This window comes from Lacticaseibacillus huelsenbergensis (assembly GCF_029726355.1).
Taxonomy (GTDB): Bacteria; Bacillota; Bacilli; order Lactobacillales; family Lactobacillaceae; genus Lacticaseibacillus; species Lacticaseibacillus casei.
In genome coordinates, this window is sequence record NZ_CP120687.1 from 691220 (window position 1) to 716382 (window position 25163).

The following is a 25163-nucleotide window of genomic DNA, read 5'->3' on the forward strand; positions in this document are numbered from 1 at the left end:
CCTCCTATTTTTTATCGTCGGTACTGTTATCGGCAGGCTTACCGTCGCTCGCTTGAGCTGCGGCTTCGTGTGCCTTCTTTTCTTCTTGCTGGGCTGCAAACTTCGCCAAAGCATCGACTGAAACAACATCGTCTTCGTCGTCATCCATATCCCGCAATTCAATTTCTTTCTTATCCGCGCCAAGCACCTTCATATCCAGACCCAAGGCTTGCAATTCTTTAACAAGCACACGGAAGGATTCCGGTACACCTGGCTTTGGAATCGGTTCGCCTTTGACAATGGCTTCGTAGGTCTTGACCCGCCCGACAACGTCATCTGACTTATAGGTCAGAATTTCTTGCAAGGTATAAGCCGCACCATAAGCTTCAAGGGCCCAAACTTCCATTTCACCAAACCGCTGGCCACCAAATTGTGCTTTACCACCAAGTGGCTGTTGGGTAACCAAACTGTAAGGTCCAATTGAACGAGCGTGGATCTTATCGTCAACCATGTGTGACAGCTTCATGTAGTACATAACCCCTACAGATACCCGGTTTTCAAATGGTTCACCGGTACGGCCATCATACAGAACTGACTTACCATCGGAGGCCATGCCAGCTTCCTTGACGGTTGACCACAGATCTTTATCGTTGGCACCATCAAAAACAGGGGTTGCCACGTGAATACCCAAGTTACGTGCGGCCATGCCCAGATGCAATTCAAGCACCTGACCAATGTTCATACGACTTGGCACACCCATTGGCGATAGGCAGATGTCAACCGGTGTCCCGTCTGGCAGGTATGGCATGTCTTCTTCAGGAACCACGACGGAGACCGTCCCTTTATTCCCGTGACGACCGGCCATCTTATCGCCGACCTGAATCTTCCGCTTTTGGGTAATGTAGACACGAACCATCATGTTGACACCAGGAGACAACTCATCGCCCGCTTCACGAGTGAAGATCTTGACGTCCTGAATGATCCCGCCGCCGCCATGAGGTACCCGCAATGAAGTGTCGCGGACTTCACGAGCCTTTTCACCGAAAATAGCGTGTAACAATCGCTCTTCAGCAGACAGCTCGGTAACCCCTTTAGGTGTCACCTTGCCGACCAAAATGTCGCCATCACGAACCTCGGCGCCGACACGAACAACACCGAACTCGTCAAGATCCTTGAGGGCTTCTTCACCGACGTTTGGAATTTCACGAGTCACTTCTTCAGGCCCAAGTTTGGTATCACGTGCTTCGGATTCATATTCTTCAATATGAATGGACGTGTAAACATCGTCTTTAACCAACCGTTCAGACAGCACAATCGCGTCTTCGTAGTTGTACATGTTCCAAGTCATGAAGGCAATAATTGGGTTTTGACCCAATGCCAGTTCGCCGTTTTGCATGGCTGGCCCATCAGCGATGATTTCATCAACATCAACGTGATCGCCAATCGTGACAATCGGCCGCTGGTTGTAGTTCTTGCCGGCGTTACTACGCTTGAATTTCATTAAGTTGTAGGAATCCAAGGCACCATCTTCACGGCGAACCCGAATTTGCTTAGCGTCAACATATTCAACCGTCCCGGCATTCGTAGCCAGAACCGCTGTCCCGGAATCATGCGCTGCCTTATATTCCATCCCGGTCCCAACAAGTGGGGCGTGCGGATTGATCAACGGCACCGCCTGACGCTGCATGTTCGCACCCATCAAGGCACGGTTGGAGTCATCGTTTTCCAAGAATGGAATGCATGCCGTCGCAACCGCAACAACCTGCTTAGGCGAAACGTCCATGTAGTCAACTTTGTCTGGAGAAATTTCAATGTTGTTATCTTTGTGACGCGCCAAAACGGTATCGTCAACGAAAGAACCATCATCGTTCAATGGCGAGTTTGCCTGCGCAACGATGTAGTTATCTTCTTCATCGGCGGTCAGATAGTCAATCTTATCGGTAACCTTATGCGTATCCCAAGAAACACGGCGATACGGGGTTTCGATGAAGCCATAAGGATTAACCACCGCATAAGAAGCCAAGCTGTTAATCAACCCGATGTTCGGGCCTTCAGGTGTTTCAATCGGACACATCCGGCCATAATGGGTGTAATGAACATCTCGAACTTCATAACCCGCACGATCACGCGTCAAGCCACCGGGTCCAAGGGCAGAAAGACGACGCTTGTGGGTTAATTCGCCAAGCGGGTTGGTCTGATCCATGAACTGTGACAGCTGGGAACTGCCAAAGAATTCCTTGATCGAAGCAACAACCGGACGAATATTGATCAATTGTTGCGGCGTCACGGTGGCAGTATCTTGAATCGACATCCGCTCACGCACAACCCGTTCCATCCGGGAAAGCCCGATCCGGAACTGGTTTTGCAGCAATTCACCGACGGAACGAATCCGGCGATTGCCCAAGTGATCGATATCATCGACTGAGCCAAGGCCTTCTTGCAAGTTAAGGAAATAGTTCATGGATGCCAAAACATCAGCCGGAACAATATGCTTAACTTTCTTGCCAATGTGGCCGTTGCCGATTAAATTGATTTCTTTATCCGGTGTTACTTGTGAGTAGACCTTAATGCTTTGCAGCACAATCGGATCCGTCACAACGCCTTGATCGGAAGGTTGATAGGTGACGGTCTTGAAATCATCGCGATCCAAATAAGCCCCTAATTTGTCCATCACTTGACGGTCAACTTTGGTTCCCTTTTGGGCAATAACTTCACCGGTATCCGGATCAGCCAACGTTTCAGCCAAAACCTGATTCAACAGGCGCGTCTTCAAGCTCAACTTCTTGTTAACCTTATAGCGGCCAACTGAAGCCAAATCGTAGCGCTTCGGATCAAAGAAGCGCGCATACAAAAGTGACCGTGACGAATCAGCGGTTTTAGGTTCGCCTGGGCGTAGGCGTTCGTAAATATCCTTCAAGGCTTCATCGGTACGGGAATCATCCGTGTTCTTATGCACATCTTTTTCAAGTGTGAGCATCAGCGAATCGTTATCGCCGAACATGTTGATAATATCTTGATCAGACCCGAAGCCCAAAGCACGAACCAGTTCAGTCAACGGGATCTTCCGCGTCCGGTCGATCCGGACATAAGCAATATCCTTGGCGTCTGTTTCATATTCCAACCAAGCACCACGGTTAGGGATGACAGTTGTGCCATAGGTAACCCGTGAGTTCTTATCGGTTTCGCTATGGAAATAAACACCAGGTGAACGAACCAGCTGGGAAACAATAACCCGTTCCGCCCCGTTGATGATGAAAGTCCCTTGTTTGGTCATCAGTGGAAAATCGCCAAAGAAAACATCCTGGCTCTTGATTTCACCGGTTTCATGATTCGTTAAACGTAAGGTTACATGCAAAGGTGCGGAGTAGTTCGCATCGTGTTGGCGTGCTTCCTCGACAGTATATTTCGGTTCCAGCAGTTGATAGCCGACAAATTCCAGTGACAGTTTCCCTTGAAAGTCATCGATCGGCATAATATCGTCGAACATTTCTTTAAGACCTTCATCGAGGAACCATTGGTAAGAATTCGTTTGGATCTCGATCAGATTAGGAAGATCCAAAACTTCCTTGATCCGGGCATAAGACCGGCGTGTCCGGTGCTTACCATAATTCACTAAGTGTCCTGCCAAATTATTCACCCCTTGTAAGATTTTCCGGCTTGGTCGATTGTAAAAATAATGTAAAAATTGTTAAATTTACATGACAATGACGATCTCGCAGACATTTTGAGCAAAAAAAAACCAAAAACAGATCAGCCTTCAACCAGCCTGCTGTTTTTGCTTTTTCCATTAGCCAGAACGGACAATAGATCGTCCTGACAGCCTGTCCAAACCGAAATGCGATTGATTTAATAATACGCGGTGGTGTCAAGAAAGTCAAGCAGTAAAATTTCTTGTACCTGTGCAAAATTTTCGTCGCGTCTGTGCGACCACATCACCATTGCCATCCAATTTAGATCAAATCAACCGCCACATCAAGATGACTGACGCGGCGATTTTCTCTTTCTACTGTACAACTCTCAGCGACTCAAAACGGTAGCCCGATTATCATCCATATACCGTACCGCACGCTGATACTGATCTTCGTTATAAAAGAATCCCGGTCGCCATAAGGTACTTAGGTAGGCGCCCATCTCTTCAATACTAGGCTGACAGTCCTGATTGAGCCAAGTTTTAATAATGCTGACATATGAGGCTGCTAACAGATTCTCCTGAAACGCTAACCAGGGATTCGGTTCTGGTTCCAAGTGCCAGAACCGCAAAGTGTCATGTCGAGTCTTCGCAATGGCCCGCGAGAAGCGATTGGTAAAATCATCCCCCATCCGCGCCGAGAAAAGAATAGTGAAGACTTCCTGATGTTGTTTGATATACGTGAAATACTCCGTGTATATCGGGTAATTACGATGCGTAATGCCTTCATAAAAATAGCCAACCGAATGTTGCCGAACTTTCTTCATGATGCTCACAAAACCGGCAATCAGATCATCTTCGATTTCTTGCAACAACTCATATTTATCCGAGTAATAGCTGTAAAAACAGGATCGACTCACATCAGCTTTTTGAACCAACTGGCGAATGGACACGCTATGCAGATCATTCTCCTTCAGAAGATCCAGAAAAGCGCGCTTGATATATTTTTGCTGCTTGCCCATGGTTAACCTCCCCTAACGACTCGTTTCGCAGCATGAATCGGCATCATAGCAGGCTGCTTATGATATCCAACCGAAGCAGCCGAAAAAATCGCCATAGCATTAAGCGCGTTGCTATGTACAGTTCGCCCATAAGTGTCCAAATTCGCACATTTAGCGTAACACTGGTATTAAAAAATGTAAACCCTTACATTACTATCATAATAGACTTTCCGTTAACAAGTTAAGATTGATCGTTGTGCATAGTTGAGCAATAACCCAATTAATTGGGACAAAAATACAGGAGGATACGTAACTATGGATACATTAAAGATCGCCATTTACGGTGCCGGTTCAATCGGAACCATTTCCGGTGCCTACTTGTCTGCGGCGTATGGTAAAGATCACGTCACCTTGATTGATACTTGGCCAGCAAATGTTGCTGCCTTAAATGCAGAGGGCGCACATGTTATCGGAACAACAGACTTCACCACACCTGTTACCGCCGTAATGGCAGATGAAGTGGTCGATCAATTCGATCTCATCCTGTTGCATACCAAACAAGTCGACAATGCGAAAGTCATTCCAGCGGTCAAGCAGCTTTTGAAGCCTGATGGCACTTTAGTTTCCTTACAAAATGGCGTTCCGGAAAGATATGTTTTGACGCATATTCCGGCTAAAAATCTGATCGCCGGGTCGGTTGTCTTCGGTGCGACGGGAGCAGGCCCAGGTGTGACCGAACTGACAACCGCCTACGATAGCTTTAAAGCCCATGCCTATCAGATTGGTGAAATTGACGGCACCATAACGCAGCGCACGGAGTTGGTCCAAACGATTCTCTCTCACGTCGGAATGACCCTGATTTCAAATGAGCTTATGGGGACGAAGTGGTCGAAGTTACTTGTCAACGCTGCCTTTAGTGGCTTATCAACTATCATGAATCGAACTTTTGGCGAAGTCGCTCAAGATGACATCGGTGTGAAAAGTGCTTTGCACATCCTCAATGAAGGTCTCAACGTCGGGCAAGCAGATGGCATCACCTTCACCCCATTATCGGGGGTCGATTTGGCGGCCACTTTTGGCTTAACCGGTGACGACTTTACTGATACGCAGATTGCAACCCTCCGTTTGATGACCGGCGCTAGCGCTAAACTCAAAGCCAGTATGCTACAGGACTTATACAAACAGCGCAAAACCGAAGTTGATTATATCAACGGTTTAATCACCGCGACGGCTCGCGATCACGGGATTGCAACACCATTTAATGATCTAGTGGTCAAATTGATTACCGAAGCTGAAAGAACACACACAATTCCGACATTCGAAGTAGCTAAAGCCGAACTGCAACAGCTGCTCGATCATCGCGCCGTTGTTTCCTGATCGATGCCAGATTTTGTGAAACACTGATTTTAAACACACAGAAAAAGCAAATGTCCATTTTTGGACACCCATTTTGGTTTGTCATTCCATCGCTAAAGCCTTTTCAATATGCTAACCATGGAAATAAGAAAGCAAGCTTTTTTTAGAAAGGAGTCTCGTTATGGCTGTCGAAACAAAAACAGATAAGTTGATGTGGCCAATTGAAGCCATTCAACCAGTTAAAGACGGCGATACTGTCGTCCTCGGCGGATTCGGACCGCTGGGTTATCCGGCTCAGCTGGTGAAAGCGCTGTATCTTTTCAGCGATGCCAAAGATTTGCATATTGCTTTAAACGCACCTAATGGCATGTATCTGCCGACGCTGGATCGGTTAATTGCAGAACGAGCAAGCCACTTAACCACCACTTTTGTCCGCACAAGTCGCGCAGCAACCAAGTTCTTTAAAGAAGGCAAGTTAACGCTAACGCCACAAGGAACATTTGCAGAGCGTCTGCGCGCAGCCGGTGCTGGTATTCCCGGATTCTATACCCCCGTCGGCATCGGAACGATGGTGGCAGAAGGCAAAGAGGTCAAAGAATTCAACGGCCGCCAGTATTTACTGGAAGAAGCTTTAAATGCTGATGTAGGTTTCATGCAAGCCACCAAAGTCGACTACGACGGCAACTGTTATATCGAAGGTGCCATGAAGAGCTTTGGCGCACTTGTTCCGGCCGCATCGAAGTATACCGTGGTCGAAGCAGAAGAAATTGTTCCGGTGGGCGATATTCCATCTGAGCTCATCACGGTTTCAGGAATCTACATCGATGGCATTGTGAAAGTGGGGATGCGTCATGATCAGTAGAACTTATATCGCCAAACGCGTTGCCGATGAGTTAGAAGATGGTCAGATTGTCAATTTAGGCATTGGCATTCCGACCTTGATACCAAAATTCATCAGTGATGACAAACACATTATCTTCCAAAGCGAAAACGGCATCATTAATATCGGTCCGGCACCAAAACCAGGCGAACCGGAAAATCCCAATATTTTTGATGCTGGCGGTTCGCCGGCAACGATCAAGCCAGGCGGCCAATTCATCGACAGTGCCAAAGCATTCGGTTTGATCCGCAGTGGCAAGGTAGACGTCACAGTTCTCGGCGCAGTGCAAGTCGACGCCCAAGGTAACATCGCCAACTGGATCATCCCGAACAAGATGTTGGTGGGCTTCGGCGGTGCGATGGATTTGGTCACTTGCGCGAAGGAAGTCATCGTCGCGATGGAACACACCGCCAAAGGTCAAATTAAAATCTTAGACGAATGTACCTTCCCATTAACCGGCGCACATTGCGTCAGCAAGATCATCACGGAACTGGCTGTTTTCCATATTACGGATCACGGAATGGTTCTGACCGAAATTTCACCTAAAACAACACTAGATGAAGTGCGGGCCAGAACAGGAGCACACTTTAACGTTGCAGATAATCTGAAAGTCAGCCAAATTGCTGATGAAGCTGTTGAAGTTTAATTGGAGTGCATCTATTTATAACGCGCTCACCAGCGCAGAAGCCAGCCTAAACCTGGCCATGGCCGCTTACGCTCCGGCTTCTACCCGCGCCAGTTCACGCTCACTCAAGGAGGATGTTAACAGCACTCAAATATGACGAACAATATGGAATCAAGTGGTACAACATGGACAGAATAATTAAGTGGAAGCTGTCCGTGTGTTCAAACCAAGCTAATCTGCGAAATATATTGACAAGAGCCTGAATCGGTACTGTATGATGGTTCTTACCAAAGTTCCGCTAGCTAGTATTGGTTTGAACGTCTACTTCAAGCTCCCTCTCGAGCGGCGTTTAACCAGCTAATTGAGAGGAGGTGACAACTTTTGATTAAAACGCATAAGATTAAACTCTATCCCAACGCAACCATGCGGTGTGAACTGGAGCGATTGTTTAACTATCGCCGGTTTTGCTGGAATCAAGCCTTAGAAACGTGGAACGTCATGTACGACGCGTCTCTGGTAATGGCGGATAAAACGCTGCGACCTAATGAGCGCAAGGTTCGCGATGAACTGGTTTGGAACAAAACCGACTGGCAGTACGAACAGTCAGCCCGAGTTTTGCAGCTCGCGGTAAACGATTTAGGTAAGGCTTGGAAGAACTACTTCAATTCGAAGATGCCAGATCATGATAAGCCCAACTGGAAATCTAAGAAGCGATCTCGCAAAACATTCAAAACGGATCGCGCGCGACTTGTGAATGGCAAGTTACGTTTAGATAAACTTCATAGTGCTGGTGCCTGGTATGACATCAAACTAGCCGAGCACCCGCGCTGGCAAGGAGAACTGAAACAAGTTTGCGTCGTTCAAGACGCGGATGGTTACTACGCTTCGTTTTCGATTGAGGTTCAGACTTCTGTTGAAAAGCGTCCGGTTCTAACGGTTACTGGGGTTGATGCCAACATCGGCAAGTTTGACTATCAAACAGCAACTGGCTATGCCACTCAACCCACCTTACCTGAGCGTCTGCCAATACTTTATGCCCGCATTGCTCATTATCAGCGTCAATTAGCCCGCAAACGGAAAGTAAATCCCAAGCATTTTAACTCTAAGGCTTATCGTACAACGAGAACCAAGTTGAAGCGTCAATACCAACGAGTTGAACGGATTCAAGTGGATTTGCTGCAAAAGTTTACGACGAAGCTTATCACTGATTATGACCTAATTGGGATTGAGGATCTGGATAATCACCATATGCGCATGAATAAACGTCTCGCCAAGAATCTGCATCGATCCCTGTTTGGCAAGTTCAAAGTGATCATGCAGTACAAGGCTGACTGGTATGGGAATACGTTAGTGCTAGCGGATCGTTTTTATCCCAGTACGCAACGTTGTTCCAATTGCGGTTATGTGAAGACTGCTGATGAACGGGTCACGCTAAGCGGCAACTTGAAACATCAGACTGGTCACGATGACTATCATTGTTACCAGTGCGGGGTGAAGTTGCGGCGAGACGAAAATGCGGTTGAAAATCTAATTGCTTATGCAAAATCAAAAGTTACGGGGTAGGCTATACCCTTAAAGTTCAAGAGGCGGTCACTGTCGGGCTGATTTATTTCAGTGTGGGAATACCGTTGTTGACGGGACTAAATGAAATGTAGGATTGTCAATCAAGAAAGGAAATATATAAAACCTTTATTGGTGTCAAAGAGACATTCTTCCACGTTTTATATAGCAGGAAAATAAAATGCCTGAAACAAAAGATGCTGTCATTGTCGCTTATGGTCGCTCTGCCGTAGGGCGCTCATTGAAAGGTGCTTTGACGAATGAACACCCGGTTGATTATGCCGCAGAAGTTTTGACTGGAGTTTTGAATAAAGTTCCCCAACTAGACGTCAACGATATTGATGATGTTATGGTCGGTTGTGCATTACCTGAAGATGTTCAAGGACTCAATGTAGCCCGAATGATCTCTCAACGCGCCAACCTGCCAGACTCGGTACCCGCTCAAACCATTAATCGTTTCTGTTCATCAGGAATTCAAACTATCGCAACCGGGGCCAACGCCATTATGGCTAATCAAGCTGATATCATTGTTGCGGGCGGGGTTGAATCCATGAGCCAGGTACCAATGTCCTTTGATATGGCCGGTATCAATCCGACATTACGAGCTGAAAAGCCTCAAGACTATATGCCAATGGGGCTAACCGCCGAAGTAGTTGCCGAAAAATTCCAGGTGCCACGCGAAAAAATGGACGAATTTGCTATGCACAGTCATCATAAAGCTGCAGCGGCTCAGGAAGCTCATGCTTTTGATGATCAGATTATTCCTGTTCACTATGGCGACATCGAAGGTCACACTAAAGTCTTCGACAAAGATGAAGGGGTCCGTGGCAATCTAACGATGGATCAACTAGCCGCTTTGCCGCCCGCTTTTAAAGAAGATGGTGGTCAGGTCACAGCCGGTACTTCTTCACCATTAAGTGATGGGACCGCCTTTGTCATCTTGATGTCAGCAGACAAAGCTGCCGAGTTAGGGGTTAAGCCAATTGCCCGTTTTGTCGGTTATGCCGTAGCTGGCGTCAATCCGGCCGTTATGGGACTTGGCCCGATCTATGCGGTGCCAAAAGTGATGGCCCGGACAGGCTTAACCATTGATGACATGGACAGTATCGAATTAAACGAAGCGTTTGCCTCTCAGTCGCTTGTCTGCATTGATAAGCTCAATCTGCCTGTCGACAAAGTCAACCCACGAGGCGGTGCCTTGGCACTTGGCCATCCGTTGGGAGCAACCGGTGCGATTTTGACCTGCAAGATTCTTTCCTACTTGCAGGCCACCGGCGGCCGTTATGGGTTGGTCACGATGTGTATTGGTGGCGGCATGGGAGCAGCCGGCATTTATGAGATGATTCCAGACGAAGAAACTGCAGAGGCGACTGCGTAATGTTTGACTGCTGGTTCGCGGTTATCCAAGTAAGCTCATTTCGCTAAAGGGGGTGCATTTTGACTGATCGCCAAGTGATTCAGACCCGCTTGGTGTTGCCTGGCGACACCAATGCTCATAACACCTTGTTCGGCGGTAAGTTGTTAAGTTATATTGATGATGTTTCCGCAATTGCGGCGGTTAAATACAGTCAGCGAATTGTGGTTACGGCTTCGACTGACTCGGTAGATTTTCGCCATCCAATTGCTGCCAATGATAGCGTCACACTGACAGCATTCGTCTCCGGAGTCGGTACCAGATCAATTGAGGTTTTCTGTCGAGTCATGGGAGAAACGTTAACGACCGGAAAGACTTATTTGGCAACCACAGCTTTTAGCACCTATGTGGTCGTTGATGGTCAAACAACACCGCTGCCGAGTTTCACTCCGGTAACTGCAGAAGAACGACTCTTATTCAGTGGCTACCCTGAGCGTCGTACCGCTCGCAAAGCGCGCCGTGATCGTAATCGTGCGTTCATCAGCCAGCTAGAGACAGCGGAAGACGACCCACAATCGCTAACCCAGAAAAATTAAAAAGAGGCTCCAAGATCCCGTTAGTATTCAGGATCTTGGAGCCTCTTGCTTTTTTACTTAATTGTTGGCCAGTTTCAGTGTTACGAAAGGTCAATGACCTATCGCTTACGCCTTAACCGGTTCCTTCGAAGCACCGTTTTCTTTATGCTTACCTTTGTTTTCCTTTACGGTAAAAGTCAACTTGCCTTTTTTGGCACCGATTTGGATCAAATCACCGGTCTTAGCTTGGCCTGTCAACAAAAGCTCGCTCAGTTGATCTTCAACATCGGTCTGCAAAGCCCGACGAATCGGACGTGCACCGTATTCAGGATCGAATCCGGCAGCCGCGATGGCATCAATGCCTGCTGGCGTAATTTTGACATCGATTCCCTGATCCTTAATGCGACTGAGCACGGTCTTGGTCATGATCTTGACGATCTCATGCAGTTCTTCCTTGTTCAGGCTGTGGAAGACAACCGTTTCATCAATTCGGTTCAGGAATTCAGGACGGAAACTCTTCTTCAATTCATCTAACATCCGACTCTTCATGGCTTTGAAGTCTGCGGTTGGATCTTTGGCGCCAAACCCAACCGTTTTATCGTCGCGAATGGCAGTTGCCCCGATGTTACTGGTCATGATCAAAATCGTATTACGGAAATCAACCCGACGACCCTTTGCATCGGTCAAGTAACCATCATCTAAGACTTGGAGCAAAATGTTGAAGACATCCGGATGCGCCTTTTCGACTTCATCCAGCAGCACAACGGAATATGGCTTGTTGCGAACCTTTTCCGTCAACTGGCCGCCTTCATCGTAACCGACATAACCTGGTGCCGCGCCAATCAGACGACTGGTGCTGAATTTCTCCATGTATTCGGACATATCAACCCGAATCATGGCATCCTCTGATCCAAACATCGCTTCAGCTAGGGCCTTCGCCAGCTCGGTTTTCCCGACACCGGTTGGCCCAAGGAACATGAAGGAACCAATTGGGCGGGTAGGATCTTTCAATCCAGAACGTGCCCGGCGGATGGCCCGTGCAACTGCGGAAACAGCTTCATCCTGACCAACAACCCGTTGATGGAGAATCTTCTCCAGGTTGACCAAACGTTCGGATTCCTTCTTTTGCAACTGGGTAACCGGCACACCGGTCCATTGTGACACAACTTCTGCTACATCGGCGCCTGTCACTTTGATATCGGTTCGAACGCCACTTTCGTTCACGGGTTCCGGCGTATCGGCAAGTTTGGCCTTAACGTCCGCCTCTTTGGTGCGAATGGTAGCCGCTGTTTCGAAGTCTTGATGATCAATCGCGTCTTCTTTGTCCGCGACTAACTTGGCCAGCTCGTCCTGAAGCTTGTCGGATTTGGTCTCGACATTAGCTTTATCTAATCGTACCTTGGCAGCACTTTCGTCAACTAAGTCGATCGCCTTGTCAGGCAGGAAGCGCGTTGTAATGTAACGTGAGGACAAAACAACTGCTTCATGCAAAGCTTCATCAGTAATCGTGACGCCATGATGCGCCTCATACCGTGGACGCAGCCCTTTCAAAATCTGTTCTGCTTCTTCTTCCGTTGGTTCATCGACTTGGATGGTCGCAAACCGCCGTTCCAAAGCAGCATCTTTTTCAATATACTTTTGATATTCGTCTAAGGTTGTTGCCCCGATCAACTGCAACTCGCCACGAGCTAAGGCCGGCTTGAGAATGTTGGAAGCGTCAATGGCACCTTCAGCACCCCCCGCACCGATTAGCGTATGCAATTCATCAATGAACAAAATGACATTGCCATCTTTATAAATCTCATCAATGATTTTCTTCAGGCGATCTTCAAATTCACCACGATACTTCGTGCCAGCAACCAGTGAGCCCATATCCAGCATCATCAGTCGCTTATTCAGCATGTCATCCGGGACTTTGCCAGCGACAATCTTTTCGGCAAAGCCTTCCGCAATCGCGGTTTTCCCGACACCTGGCTCACCAATCAACACTGGGTTGTTCTTGGTGCGCCGAGCCAGAATCTGAATCAGACGCCGAACTTCCTTTTCGCGGCCGACCACCGGATCCATCCGGTTTTCCCGCGCCATTTGGGTTAAATCGCGCGCAAGGCCATCAAGTGTCGGGGTCCCTTGACTATCTTGGCGCGCACCGCCACGCGCCATTGGCCGGCGTTTGGCAGCGGTGTCCGCAATGCCCATTTTCTTAAACACCATTTGTCGTGTCTTCGAAAGACTGAGGCCCAGATTCTGGAGAATCCGCGCGGCTAGAATATCGTCTTCACGAAGCAACCCCAGCAGAATATGCTCGGTGCCGATCTTCAAAGCACCTAAGCGCTTTGCTTCGTCGCCGGCAAACGCCAGAATTTCCTTACCCTTTGGTGAATAAGGCAAATAACTATCGCTAGCTTGACCGGCGGCATCAACAGTTCCATACCCTGTGAAGCGCTCGATCTCGTCATGGACATCATTCTCTGTGACCCCTAACTGACGCAGCGTCTTACCAGCGATTCCATCTTTTTCCATAACCAACGCCATAAGCAAATGTTCAGTGCCTACAGCATGATGATGGAAATACTTCGCTTGTTCCTGGGCTAAAAGCAAAACATTTTTAGCACTAGGGGTAAATAAGTTGTCCATAAGCACGCTCCTTTTTAGAAAACTAATTATAAACTGTTCTATCTTTCATACCGCAAACGATCCAAAAATGCAAGGAACATGCGCGACCGTAAATGCTCTTCTGTCCCTTGATCAAGAATGCCCAAAGTCTCATGATTCATGACCGCCAACAACAAATTACCTGATTGCTGGGAAATAAGGCCATTGTCAAACAGTTCCTGAATCAAATCACGTGCATCGCGTAACCGCAAGCGCTTGGGAATGTGCTGCCGCATGATTTGAATGAAATCCTGATCATCTGTCAATTTGACCTTCACGATGCGAATGTAGCCCCCGCCACCACGTTTACTCTCAACAATGTAGCCGCGAGCCGGTGTAAACCGGGTCTTAATGACATAATTGATTTGCGAAGGAACGCAATTAAAACGACGCGCAATCTCGGCTCGCCGTATTTCAACGGCGGCCTCCTGTGCCAGTATCGTTTTTAGATAAGCCTCAATAATGTCCGAAATATTCTCACGCTGCATGTCGTTCAATCCTTTTTGACTTTGACCAATCTTGACTATTACACATTATACTGGCATTGGTCAGTTTATACAAATTTCTGCATTTGAAAACGAAAAAAGGACCACGATTTTTCGTGATCCAAGAATCGGGAAGACAAGATTCGAACTTGCGACCCCTACGTCCCGAACGTAGTGCTCTACCAAGCTGAGCTACTTCCCGGTAAAGCGGAAGACGGGATTCGAACCCGCGACCCCCACCATGGCAAGGTGATGTTCTACCACTGAACTACTTCCGCATACCGCATATTAAATTGATCGGCGCCAGCTTAGCTTCATAGGCGATCGACGATGCACCCAGTAGGAGTCGAACCTACAACCTTCTGATTCGTAGTCAGACACTCTATCCAGTTGCGCTATGGGTGCTTCAACAAAATGCCGAGGACCGGGATCGAACCGGTACGGTCATCACTGACCGCAGGATTTTAAGTCCTGTGCGTCTGCCAATTCCGCCACCCCGGCATAAAGTGAAAAGCGGAAGACGGGATTCGAACCCGCGACCCCCACCATGGCAAGGTGATGTTCTACCACTGAACTACTTCCGCATATCAAACCTATTCAATTATGACCGAGGAGCGGCCTTCAAAGACCCGAGCATTCCGTTCAAGATACGATGCGGGTGAAGGGACTCGAACCCCCACGGTCAAAAACCACTAGAACCTAAATCTAGCGCGTCTGCCAGTTCCGCCACACCCGCAAAAGGTGGGTTAAATGAGCCGTGACAGGCTCGAACTGTCGACCCACTGATTAAAAGTCAGTTGCTCTACCAACTGAGCTAACGGCTCAATGGAGGATACAGGGCTCGAACCTGTGACCCTCTGCTTGTAAGGCAGACGCTCTCCCAACTGAGCTAATCCTCCATATGTAAGCGTGGCAGCTTCCTACCCTCGCAGGCAGTTTCCCACCAACTACTCTCGGCGTGAAGAAGCTTAACTTCTGTGTTCGGCATGGGAACAGGTGTATCCTTCTTGCTATCGCCACCACACTTATGAGAACTTTGCGCTCTCAAAACTGGCTATCATTGTTGTTTTTGTGTTGTCGGGAACCAGTGTATTTCATCGAAACGCGTTCGCAGTCGCAGAAACCTCCACATAAGGACCCTGAGTCCATTGGCCAAAACCCGGCCAACGAACTCAGGCCCGCTTATGCTCCGGTTTCTAAGCGCTCCTGCTCACGCTCTACTTGGTTAAGTCCTCGACCGATTAGTACTGGTCCGCTCCATGCATCGCTGCACTTCCACTTCCAGCCTATCTACCTGATCATCTCTCAGGGGTCTTACTTCCATATAGGAATGGGAAATCTCATCTCGAGGGGGGCTTCACACTTAGATGCTTTCAGCGTTTATCCCTTCCGTTCATAGCTACCCAGCGATGCGCCTGGCGGCACAACTGGTACACCAGCGGAACGTCCATCCCGGTCCTCTCGTACTAAGGACAGCTCCTCTCAAATTTCCTGCGCCCGCGACGGATAGGGACCGAACTGTCTCACGACGTTCTGAACCCAGCTCGCGTACCGCTTTAATGGGCGAACAGCCCAACCCTTGGGACCGACTACAGCCCCAGGATGCGATGAGCCGACATCGAGGTGCCAAACCTCCCCGTCGATGTGGACTCTTGGGGGAGATAAGCCTGTTATCCCCAGGGTAGCTTTTATCCGTTGAGCGATGGCCCTTCCATACGGAACCACCGGATCACTAAGCCCGACTTTCGTCCCTGCTCGACTTGTCAGTCTCGCAGTCAAGCTCCCTTCTACCTTTACACTCTGCGAATGATTTCCAACCATTCTGAGGGAACCTTTGGGCGCCTCCGTTACATTTTAGGAGGCGACCGCCCCAGTCAAACTGCCTACCTGACACTGTCTCCCGCCACGATTAGTGGCGCGGGTTAGAGTGTTCATACAGCTAGGGTAGTATCCCACCAACGCCTCCATCGAAACTAGCGTTCCGATCTCTACGGCTCCTACCTATCCTGTACAAGCGGTACCAACACTCAATATCAAGCTACAGTAAAGCTCCATGGGGTCTTTCCGTCCTGTCGCGGGTAACCCGCATCTTCACGGGTACTATAATTTCACCGAGTCTCTCGTTGAGACAGTGCCCAAATCATTACGCCTTTCGTGCGGGTCGGAACTTACCCGACAAGGAATTTCGCTACCTTAGGACCGTTATAGTTACGGCCGCCGTTTACTGGGGCTTCAATTCTGGGCTTCGCTTGCGCTAACTCATCCTCTTAACCTTCCAGCACCGGGCAGGCGTCAGCCCCTATACATCATCTTTCGATTTAGCAGAGACCTGTGTTTTTGATAAACAGTTGTTTGGGCCTATTCACTGCGGCTGACCTTGCGGTCAGCACCCCTTCTTCCGAAGTTACGGGGTCATTTTGCCGAGTTCCTTAACGAGAGTTCGCTCGCTCACCTGAGGATACTCTCCTCGACTACCTGTGTCGGTTTGCGGTACGGGTAGTTTATTTCTCACTAGAAGCTTTTCTTGGCAGTGTGACATCAGGAACTTCGCTACTTTAATTTCGCTCCCCATCACCGCTTGTCCTTATGGTCGCAAGCATTTCACTCGCCACCAGACTTGCGGCTTGGACGCACTTTTCCAGCCGTGCGCTTTCCTTAGCCTCCTGCGTCCCTCCATCGCTTAAACAAAATAAACTAGTGCAGGAATCTCAACCTGCTTGTCATCGGCTACGCCTTGCGGCCTCGCCTTAGATCCCGACTAACCCTGGGAGGACGAGCCTTCCCCAGGAAACCTTAGTCATACGGTGGATCAGATTCTCACTGATCTTTCGCTACTCATGCCGGCATTCTCACTTCTAAGCGCTCCAGCCGTCCTCACGATCGACCTTCAACGCCCTTAGAACGCTCTCCTACCGCGCACCCTGACGGGTGCACCCACAGTTTCGGTATTATGCTTAGCCCCGGTATATTTTCGGCGCAGTGCCACTCGACTAGTGAGCTATTACGCACTCTTTAAATGGTGGCTGCTTCTGAGCCAACATCCTAGTTGTCTGTGCAACGCCACATCCTTTTCCACTTAGCATAAATTTAGGGACCTTAACTGGTGATCTGGGCTGTTCCCCTTTCGACAATGGACCTTATCGCTCACTGTCTGACTCCCGGAGTAAGATCGATGGTATTCGGAGTTTATCTGAATTCAGTAACCCTTGATGGGCCCCTAGTTCAAACAGTGCTCTACCTCCATGATCCATCCTCCGAGGCTAACCCTAAAGCTATTTCGGAGAGAACCAGCTATCTCCAAGTTCGTTTGGAATTTCACCGCTACCCACAACTCATCCCAGCATTTTTCAACATACATGGGTTCGGTCCTCCAGTGTGTTTCACCACACCTTCAACCTGGTCATGGGTAGGTCACTTGGTTTCGGGTCTACATCTGCCTACTCATTCGCCCTGTTCAGACTCGCTTTCGCTCCGGCTCCGACTTTTCATCTTAACCTCGCAGGCAAACGTAACTCGCCGGTTCATTCTACAAAAGGCACGCCATTACCCCTTAACGGGCTTTGACTAATTGTAGGCACACGGTTTCAGGAACTGTTTCACTCCCCTTCCGGGGTGCTTTTCACCTTTCCCTCACGGTACTGGTTCACTATCGGTCACTAGGGAGTATTTAGCCTTGGGAGATGGTCCTCCCGGATTCCGACGGAATTTCACGTGTTCCGCCGTACTCAGGATCCTGGACGGAGGGTCCGCCGTTTCGCTTACAGGGCTTTCACCTTCTATGGCGCAGCTTTCCAGCTGACTTCGACTACGTCGAACTTTGGTAACTCCAATGTCCAGTCCTACAACCCCGAGAAGCAAGCTTCTCGGTTTGGGCTCTTCCCACTTCGCTCGCCGCTACTATGGGAATCGAGTTTTCTTTCTCTTCCTGCGGGTACTGAGATGTTTCAGTTCCCCGCGTCTGCCGCCAACAAGCTATGAATTCACTTGCAGGCAATACACTGATGTGTACTGGGTTCCCCCATTCGGAAATCTCCGGATCAAAGCTTACTTATAGCTCCCCGAAGCATATCGGTATTAGTTCCGTCCTTCATCGGCTCCTAGTGCCAAGGCATCCACCGTGCGCCCTTTGTAACTTAACCTGTACTGACTTGCGTCAGCGGTTATGCGATGCGAATTTCTATATTAGAAACTCATACAAATACGCTGTGTTCTCGGCAATTTAAAACATTTACAACAATGATATCCAGTTTTCAAAGAACAAAGTCGCCGACTTGCGTCGGTGAATTGGCCTGACGGCCAATGGAGGATAACGGGATCGAACCGATGACCTCCTGCTTGCAAAGCAGGCGCTCTCCCAGCTGAGCTAATCCCCCATAAGGGTTGTTCAATTAACAAGCGAACGCTTGATGGGCCTAGATGGACTTGAACCATCGACCTCACGCTTATCAAGCGTGCGCTCTAACCAACTGAGCTATAGGCCCGATAGGCGTAAAAAGAGAGGTCGTCCCCTCAAAACTAAACAAAGTTTCGTGTGTGCAGGTTTCCGTCAGACTTAAAGTCTGTTTCCTTAGAAAGGAGGTGATCCAGCCGCAGGTTCTCCTACGGCTACCTTGTTACGACTTCACCCTAATCATTTGTCCCACCTTAGACGGCTCGCTCCCTAAAAGGGTTACGCCACCGGCTTCGGGTGTTACAAACTCTCATGGTGTGACGGGCGGTGTGTACAAGGCCCGGGAACGTATTCACCGCGGCGTGCTGATCCGCGATTACTAGCGATTCCGACTTCGTGTAGGCGAGTTGCAGCCTACAGTCCGAACTGAGAATGGCTTTAAGAGATTAGCTTGACCTCGCGGTCTCGCAACTCGTTGTACCATCCATTGTAGCACGTGTGTAGCCCAGGTCATAAGGGGCATGATGATTTGACGTCATCCCCACCTTCCTCCGGTTTGTCACCGGCAGTCTTACTAGAGTGCCCAACTGAATGCTGGCAACTAGTCATAAGGGTTGCGCTCGTTGCGGGACTTAACCCAACATCTCACGACACGAGCTGACGACAACCATGCACCACCTGTCATTTTGCCCCCGAAGGGGAAACCTGATCTCTCAGGTGATCAAAAGATGTCAAGACCTGGTAAGGTTCTTCGCGTTGCTTCGAATTAAACCACATGCTCCACCGCTTGTGCGGGCCCCCGTCAATTCCTTTGAGTTTCAACCTTGCGGTCGTACTCCCCAGGCGGAATGCTTAATGCGTTAGCTGCGGCACTGAAGGGCGGAAACCCTCCAACACCTAGCATTCATCGTTTACGGCATGGACTACCAGGGTATCTAATCCTGTTCGCTACCCATGCTTTCGAGCCTCAGCGTCAGTTACAGACCAGACAGCCGCCTTCGCCACTGGTGTTCTTCCATATATCTACGCATTTCACCGCTACACATGGAGTTCCACTGTCCTCTTCTGCACTCAAGTTTCCCAGTTTCCGATGCGCTTCCTCGGTTAAGCCGAGGGCTTTCACATCAGACTTAAAAAACCGCCTGCGCTCGCTTTACGCCCAATAAATCCGGATAACGCTTGCCACCTACGTATTACCGCGGCTGCTGGCACGTAGTTAGCCGTGGCTTTCTGGTTGGATACCGTCACGCCGACAACAGTTACTCTGCCGACCATTCTTCTCCAACAACAGAGTTTTACGACCCGAAAGCCTTCTTCACTCACGCGGCGTTGCTCCATCAGACTTGCGTCCATTGTGGAAGATTCCCTACTGCTGCCTCCCGTAGGAGTTTGGGCCGTGTCTCAGTCCCAATGTGGCCGATCAACCTCTCAGTTCGGCTACGTATCATCGCCTTGGTGAGCTGTTACCTCACCAACTAGCTAATACGCCGCGGGTCCATCCAAAAGCGATAGCTTACGCCATCTTTCAGCCAAGAACCATGCGGTTCTTGGATTTATGCGGTATTAGCATCTGTTTCCAAATGTTATCCCCCACTTAAGGGCAGGTTACCCACGTGTTACTCACCCGTCCGCCACTCGTTTTAAGTTGAATCACAGTGCAAGCACCGTTCATCGACCAAAACTCGTTCGACTTGCATGTATTAGGCACGCCGCCAGCGTTCATCCTGAGCCAGGATCAAACTCTCATATAAATATGAGCTGTTCGAATAGCTCGATTTGTTGTTCTAGCGAATTGACTTCGCAAATGTTACTTTTTGCCTCGATACCGGAGTATCAAGGACCCTGCACATTTAAACGAAACTTTGTTCAGTTTTCAAAGGACGACCTTGTCAAAAGACAACTTTGATATATTATCACAGGCAAGCAATACCTGTCAATAACTTTTTCTGATGCTTTGAAGCACATCAGCGTTGCTCATTTACGACGCTTATTATCATACCAACGGTTTGCGCCATCGTCAACAACTTTTTTAAATAAAAATACTATCCGTATATTATGTGTGCCATTGGGGATTTTCATTCGTGAATAAGCCTATAATAAACTTACTCACAGCGCAATCTTTCGGAAAACAAAAAGTGCCGCCAAAATGGCGACACATAAGTTTAGGTTATGGGCGCAATGTCGGGAACAAAAGGACATCGCGAATTGAAGGCGCATCTGTCAACAGCATGACAAGACGATCGATACCGATGCCTAAGCCACCAGTTGGCGGCATGCCGTATTCCAATGCCTCAACATAATCATCATCGATACCTTGCGCTTCCTCATTGCCTGCGCTCTTTTCTGCTGCCTGGGCTTCAAACCGTTGGCGCTGGTCAATTGGATCGTTCAATTCAGTGAAGGCATTGGCGTATTCCCCACCGCCGACAAAAAGTTCGAACCGTTCGACAAAACGAGGATCCTTAGGGTTTTTCTTTGCAAGAGGGGACACTTCGATTGGATGTCCGGTAATGAAAGTCGGTTGAATCAGTGTTGATTCAACAAACTGGTCAAAGAAGGCACTGATAATGTGACCGACCTTCCAATAAGGCTCGTAATGGACATCATGTTCGTCTGCCAACTTGCGCGCATCATCAACGCTCATTTCCGGCCAAAAGTCCACGCCGGTTTTATCTTTAATGGCGTCGACCATGTTAATGCGGGCAAACGGCGCATCTAGGTCGATGTCCATGCCTTGATAGGTTAATTTACCGGAATCAAGAACCTTATGAGCAGCAAAACGGAAAATGCCCTCGGTTTCAGTCATGACGTCGGTCAGATCCCAGTAAGCTGCGTAGGTTTCAAGCTCGGTGAATTCCGGATTATGTTTGGTATCAATGCCTTCATTACGGAAAACCCGACCAATTTCGTAAACTCGTTCCATCCCACCGACAATGAGCCGCTTCAGATGTAGTTCAAGCGCGATTCGTAGATAAAGATCGATATCCAGTGCATTGTGATGCGTGATGAACGGACGGGCATTGGCGCCACCGGCTTGGTTATGCAACACCGGCGTCTCGACTTCAAGGAAGCCGTGGTTATCTAAATATTCACGAACAGCACTCACAATTTTGGTCCGTTTAACAAACCGGTCAAAACTGTCAGGGTTGGAAATAAGATCCAAATAACGTTTGCGGTACTTCTGCTCAACGTCCGTCAAGCCATGCCACTTGTCCGGTAATGGCCGTAATGCCTTAGCCAAGTGGGTAACATGGTTGGCTTTGACCGTCAGCTCGCCGGAATCGGTTTTCATGACTTCGCCACTGATACCAAGAATGTCGCCAAGATCGGCCTTCTTGAAAATCATGTAGTTCTCATCGCCGACAACATCTTTACGAACGTAGATCTGCATTTTGCCACTACGATCACGGATATCTGCAAATCCGACTTTACCCTTGCCACGTTTGGACATCATGCGTCCTGCGATCGTCACTTTCGGTTTTTCTTCAAGCAACGTTTCCTTGTCGTCTTCACCGAAGTCTTCGCGCACTTGCGCTGCCGAGTGGGTTCGATCAAACCGATGACCGAATGGATCAATCCCTGCTTCGCGCAAGGCTTCCATCTTTTCCCGCCGCGCAATCATCTGATCGTTCATTTCTGGTTGCTGTCCGTTTTCCTTAGCCAACACATGTTCCTCCGTTCCAATTTATAGCACTCTTTGATGATGACAATTTTACTGCGAAAAAGCAACCTTCTAAGCATTAAAAGACGCTCTCAATGATTGATTAGCCAACAAATCATCGCAGAACGTCTTTTTCGTCTAAAGCTCTAGTAAGTTAATGACTGCGCTGACGCTCGCGGGCGCGCGCTTCGGTCTGCTCAACAAAATCGTCAAAAATATGATTTACTTCAGCTTGCGTATCAACCATGTTAACGGCTGCTTTGGTCTTCGCTGAACGCGGGATGCCTTTCAAATAATAAGCTGCCTGCATCCGGAATTCGCGCACGGCCTGATGCTCACCGTGTAAGTCAACCAGCCGTTGTAGCTGTAACTTGGCAGTTGCAATTTTTTCCCGTGGTGTCGGTTCCGGAATCAACTCGCCGTCATCCAGATATGCTGCCATCTGTTTCAAGACCCAAGGATTCCCTAACGCTGCGCGACCGACCATCACGGCATCGGCACCGACTTCTTCAAGCATGCGTTTGGCATCTTGCGGTGTCCGTACATCACCGTTGCCCATAAACGGGATCGTCAGATGTTGCTTAACTTCTTTTAAAATATTCCAATCCGCATGTCCGGAATAAAGCTGCTTACGCGTACGGCCATGCATCGCCAGCGCTGCTGCACCACCACGCTCGGCCGCCAGCGCATTTTGAACCGCATAAATGTGGTCTTCATCCCAGCCGGTTCGCATCTTGACGGTGACCGGCTTGGAAACGGCATCGGTGACTGCCGCAACCATTTCATAAACCTTTTCCGGGTCCAGCAACCAATGAGCACCTGCGTCAGTTTTAGTGACTTTAGGAACCGGGCAGCCCATATTGATATCAATAATATCTGCCGCGGTATTTTGGTCGATGAATTTCGCCGCATTAACTAAGGTTTCTTTGGTCCCGCCAAAAATCTGAATTGAAATTGGATGTTCCCGCGGATCCACAAACATCATACTCAACGTTTTCTTATTCTTGTACATAATTCCACGGTCACTGATCATTTCGCACACGACCAGACCCGCACCGAATTCTTTGGCGGTTACCCGAAAGGCCGCATTGGTAACCCCGGCCATCGGGGCAACAACGAGTCGATTGGGAATTTCAACATTGGCAATATGCCACATACAAGCCACCTCTTTCTTGCTTTCGCGATGCTAACTTTACTTAAAATAAGCAAAAATCGCAACTATTCGTGTCGGGCTATTAATGCTTCAAGATCCGCAACGCTGTAATGATACTGATTACCGCAAAACTTGCAGGTCGTCTCCGCACCGCCATCTTCATCAATCATTTCCTGTAATTGTTCATGCGGCAAGGTTGCCATGATATCGCCAAAATGGGCTTTAGAACAATTACATGCAAACCGCAGTGACTGGGTATCCAGGAATTGCACCGGTGCATCCCCAGCGATACGTTGAATAATTTGCTCTGGTGTCAGGCCGCTTTTTAAAAGTTCCGACACAAGCGGCAATGTTTTGACGTTGGCTTCCAGTGCGGACAATTCTGCATCATCGGCCCCCGGCAACGCCTGTAGCATGAAGCCGCCAGCGACCTGAACCGAGTTGTCGGCGTTGACGAAAACGGATAATCCCACTGCGGCAGGAATTTGTTCGGATTTTGCCAGATAATACGTGAAATCCTCGGCTAATTCGCCTGATACCAGCGGCACTTGGCCGGTAAATGGTTCACCGATCCCGATATCTTTGGTGACTGCAAGCATGCCATGTTTACCGACAGCACGGGCGACGTCGATTTTTCCGACAAGGTTGAGCGGCAAATTGACGTGCGGCTCTTGCACATAGCCGCGAACCGTGCCGATCTCTGTGCCATCGGTGATGATAGAACCAACCGGGCCATCTCCCTTAATGCGCACCGTCAGCATGTCATCACGGTTTTTTAATCCTGAAGCGGACAATAACGCCGTTGCAACCAGCGTCCGTCCCAGTGCCGCCGACGCCGCACTCCAAGTATCATGACGGCGTTGCGCCTCGCGTACTGTCTCCGTCGCATCGACAGCAAAAATTCGAAAATGCGTATCACGCGACAATGCGCTCGCGATATAGTCACTCATGTTGGGTCCTCTTTTCTGAAAGTTAAACGTGGCTATTCTACCAAAAATGTGCGCTATTGAAAAGTCAGTGTACTCATCAGTATGCCCGATTGAAGCCCAACGGCACCATTTAAGTCAAAGTAGGTTTCGGGTTTACACGTTTTTCCCCATTGGCGATGCCTATGCGCACTATGTCAATCTTCATCACGAAAATTGCGCCGAATGCCTTCTTGATTTCGAAAAACGCGTAAAATAAAATTATTAATTAACCTTGAAAGGACTTGGTATTTTTGATCAGTCATATCGGCGTTATCCTAGGTACAACCCGAAAAAATGCGCTAGGTGCACGCATTTTCAATTATTTAAAACAAGCATTTCCCGACACATCAGAGGTTCATTACACGTGGCTTGATCTTCGGGATTATCCGTTGCCACTTTATGACCATCCCGAAACGCCACTCGAAGATCCGATTCAAGAGCCAACCCCAATCGAAACAAAATGGTTAACTGCGGTGGCCAACCAGGATGGTTACGTGATATTAACGCCAGAATACGATCACGCGCTACCCGGCGGTTTAAAAAATGCCTTGGATCTAATCGGTCCGGAAGTTGAACATAAACCTGTTCAAATCATTGGGTATTCGCATTTTTCTGATGGCGGTATGCTGGCAGCAGCCAGTTTAGTGCCGATTTTACAAATGCTGAAAATGATCGTCCTCCCCACGCCGACGTTACTTTGGTCGGCCGATCCGTGTTTTGACGAAAACGGGCAGATCAATTTCGCTGCCGCGAACAGCCAGCATTTTGCCCGGCGCTTGCACGAGACGATGCACGATATTGGCTTTTACACACGCTTACTTAAGGAACACCCGTACCAACCACTAGTTAGCGATACTGCAGCTAACCAAACCTCGGCGACAAAGTGACTCAAACCA

Annotated in this window: 14 protein-coding genes, 10 tRNA genes and 3 rRNA genes; 7 read left to right on the plus strand and 20 right to left on the minus strand. The window is 48.7% G+C overall.

What is annotated here, in order from left to right; all coding sequences use genetic code 11:
* Positions 1-4: 4 nt before the first annotated feature.
* Entirely contained in the window at positions 5-3607 is a 3603-nt protein-coding gene (gene rpoB, locus LHUE1_RS03075) for a DNA-directed RNA polymerase subunit beta (RefSeq protein ID WP_010492660.1), read from the minus strand.
* A 389-nt stretch (positions 3608-3996) separates the two neighbouring features.
* Complete coding sequence (locus LHUE1_RS03080; protein WP_053091151.1) at positions 3997-4629, minus strand: TetR/AcrR family transcriptional regulator; 633 nt, start codon at positions 4627-4629, stop codon at positions 3997-3999.
* A gap of 294 nt (positions 4630-4923) precedes the next feature.
* Between LHUE1_RS03080 and LHUE1_RS03085 the strand changes: the two genes are divergently transcribed.
* From LHUE1_RS03085 to LHUE1_RS03110, 6 genes are all read left to right on the plus strand, one after another.
* Positions 4924-5985 carry a ketopantoate reductase family protein gene (locus tag LHUE1_RS03085; protein ID WP_277848231.1) on the plus strand — a complete coding sequence of 354 codons (1062 nt, stop codon included), beginning with the start codon at positions 4924-4926 and terminating at the stop codon, positions 5983-5985.
* A gap of 160 nt (positions 5986-6145) precedes the next feature.
* Positions 6146-6826, plus strand: a complete 681-nt coding sequence (locus LHUE1_RS03090) for a CoA transferase subunit A (protein ID WP_047105389.1) — start codon at positions 6146-6148, stop codon at positions 6824-6826.
* Complete coding sequence (locus tag LHUE1_RS03095; RefSeq protein WP_049170316.1) at positions 6816-7490, plus strand: 3-oxoacid CoA-transferase subunit B; 675 nt, start codon at positions 6816-6818, stop codon at positions 7488-7490. The genes LHUE1_RS03090 and LHUE1_RS03095 overlap by 11 nt, the downstream gene beginning before the upstream one ends.
* Before the next feature lie 360 nt (positions 7491-7850).
* Entirely contained in the window at positions 7851-9032 is a 1182-nt protein-coding gene (locus tag LHUE1_RS03100; RefSeq protein WP_213291499.1) for an RNA-guided endonuclease InsQ/TnpB family protein, read from the plus strand.
* Positions 9033-9210: 178 nt separating this feature from the next.
* Complete coding sequence (locus tag LHUE1_RS03105) at positions 9211-10407, plus strand: thiolase family protein (RefSeq protein ID WP_049170419.1); 1197 nt, start codon at positions 9211-9213, stop codon at positions 10405-10407.
* A 59-nt stretch (positions 10408-10466) separates the two neighbouring features.
* Positions 10467-10979 carry an acyl-CoA thioesterase gene (locus tag LHUE1_RS03110; RefSeq protein WP_160312068.1) on the plus strand — a complete coding sequence of 171 codons (513 nt, stop codon included), beginning with the start codon at positions 10467-10469 and terminating at the stop codon, positions 10977-10979.
* 105 nt (positions 10980-11084) lie between these two features.
* On the opposite strand, the gene LHUE1_RS03115 is transcribed toward LHUE1_RS03110, so the two are convergent.
* From LHUE1_RS03115 to hslO, 18 genes are all read right to left on the minus strand, one after another.
* Positions 11085-13592, minus strand: a complete 2508-nt coding sequence (locus LHUE1_RS03115; RefSeq protein ID WP_047105387.1) for an ATP-dependent Clp protease ATP-binding subunit — start codon at positions 13590-13592, stop codon at positions 11085-11087.
* A gap of 38 nt (positions 13593-13630) precedes the next feature.
* A complete protein-coding gene (locus LHUE1_RS03120) occupies positions 13631-14098 on the minus strand; it encodes a CtsR family transcriptional regulator (protein WP_049170416.1) in 468 nt (155 codons plus the stop codon).
* 125 nt (positions 14099-14223) lie between these two features.
* Positions 14224-14297: transfer RNA gene (locus tag LHUE1_RS03125), tRNA-Pro, on the minus strand.
* A 4-nt stretch (positions 14298-14301) separates the two neighbouring features.
* A tRNA-Gly gene (locus tag LHUE1_RS03130) sits at positions 14302-14373 on the minus strand.
* A 53-nt stretch (positions 14374-14426) separates the two neighbouring features.
* Positions 14427-14500, minus strand: a tRNA-Arg gene (locus LHUE1_RS03135).
* Positions 14501-14510: 10 nt separating this feature from the next.
* A tRNA-Leu gene (locus LHUE1_RS03140) sits at positions 14511-14596 on the minus strand.
* Positions 14597-14607: 11 nt separating this feature from the next.
* Positions 14608-14679: transfer RNA gene (locus tag LHUE1_RS03145), tRNA-Gly, on the minus strand.
* A gap of 69 nt (positions 14680-14748) precedes the next feature.
* Positions 14749-14831, minus strand: a tRNA-Leu gene (locus LHUE1_RS03150).
* A 15-nt stretch (positions 14832-14846) separates the two neighbouring features.
* Positions 14847-14919 (minus strand) — tRNA-Lys (locus tag LHUE1_RS03155).
* Between the two features lie 2 nt (positions 14920-14921).
* Positions 14922-14994, minus strand: a tRNA-Val gene (locus LHUE1_RS03160).
* Between the two features lie 8 nt (positions 14995-15002).
* Positions 15003-15119 (minus strand): 5S ribosomal RNA (gene rrf, locus LHUE1_RS03165).
* Between the two features lie 197 nt (positions 15120-15316).
* Positions 15317-18234, minus strand: a 23S ribosomal RNA gene (locus LHUE1_RS03170).
* Between the two features lie 161 nt (positions 18235-18395).
* A tRNA-Ala gene (locus tag LHUE1_RS03175) sits at positions 18396-18468 on the minus strand.
* 34 nt (positions 18469-18502) lie between these two features.
* Positions 18503-18576, minus strand: a tRNA-Ile gene (locus LHUE1_RS03180).
* A gap of 90 nt (positions 18577-18666) precedes the next feature.
* Positions 18667-20236: ribosomal RNA gene (locus LHUE1_RS03185) — 16S ribosomal RNA — on the minus strand.
* The 16S, 23S and 5S rRNA genes sit together here with 10 tRNA genes alongside, the layout of an rRNA operon.
* 416 nt (positions 20237-20652) lie before the next feature.
* Positions 20653-22152: a lysine--tRNA ligase gene (gene lysS, locus LHUE1_RS03190; protein WP_025013390.1), complete on the minus strand. Its 1500-nt coding sequence runs from the start codon at positions 22150-22152 to the stop codon at positions 20653-20655.
* A gap of 148 nt (positions 22153-22300) precedes the next feature.
* Positions 22301-23302, minus strand: a complete 1002-nt coding sequence (dusB, locus tag LHUE1_RS03195) for a tRNA dihydrouridine synthase DusB (protein WP_049170387.1) — start codon at positions 23300-23302, stop codon at positions 22301-22303.
* Positions 23303-23364: 62 nt separating this feature from the next.
* Positions 23365-24249, minus strand: a complete 885-nt coding sequence (gene hslO, locus LHUE1_RS03200) for an Hsp33 family molecular chaperone HslO (protein ID WP_049170386.1) — start codon at positions 24247-24249, stop codon at positions 23365-23367.
* Positions 24250-24518: 269 nt separating this feature from the next.
* Between hslO and LHUE1_RS03205 the strand changes: the two genes are divergently transcribed.
* A complete protein-coding gene (locus LHUE1_RS03205) occupies positions 24519-25154 on the plus strand; it encodes an NADPH-dependent FMN reductase (protein ID WP_049170383.1) in 636 nt (211 codons plus the stop codon).
* The last annotated feature ends 9 nt before the right edge of the window (positions 25155-25163 follow it).